Origin of the sequence: Pedobacter sp. UBA4863 (assembly GCF_002399615.1) — a bacterium.
Classification (GTDB): domain Bacteria; phylum Bacteroidota; class Bacteroidia; order Sphingobacteriales; family Sphingobacteriaceae; genus Pedobacter.
Map to the genome: position 1 here is coordinate 24,031 of NZ_DHDZ01000008.1, position 239 is coordinate 24,269.

The following is a 239-nucleotide window of genomic DNA, read 5'->3' on the forward strand; positions in this document are numbered from 1 at the left end:
GCCTACAGCCCATAGCTATAGTTTGGTGTCCTCACCAAACTTACCTGTAAAAAATATTTATATCGTTTTTAAACAGGCTCTAAGTGAAAGTAAATAATACTTATGCGGGTGGGGACACTCGCCTATGGGCCAATAGGTAGGCGTGTGTTGACACCTGCCTACAGCCCATAGCTATAGTTTGGTGCCACCACCAAAACCAACCTGTAAAATATTAATATCATTTTTAAACAGTTTCTTAT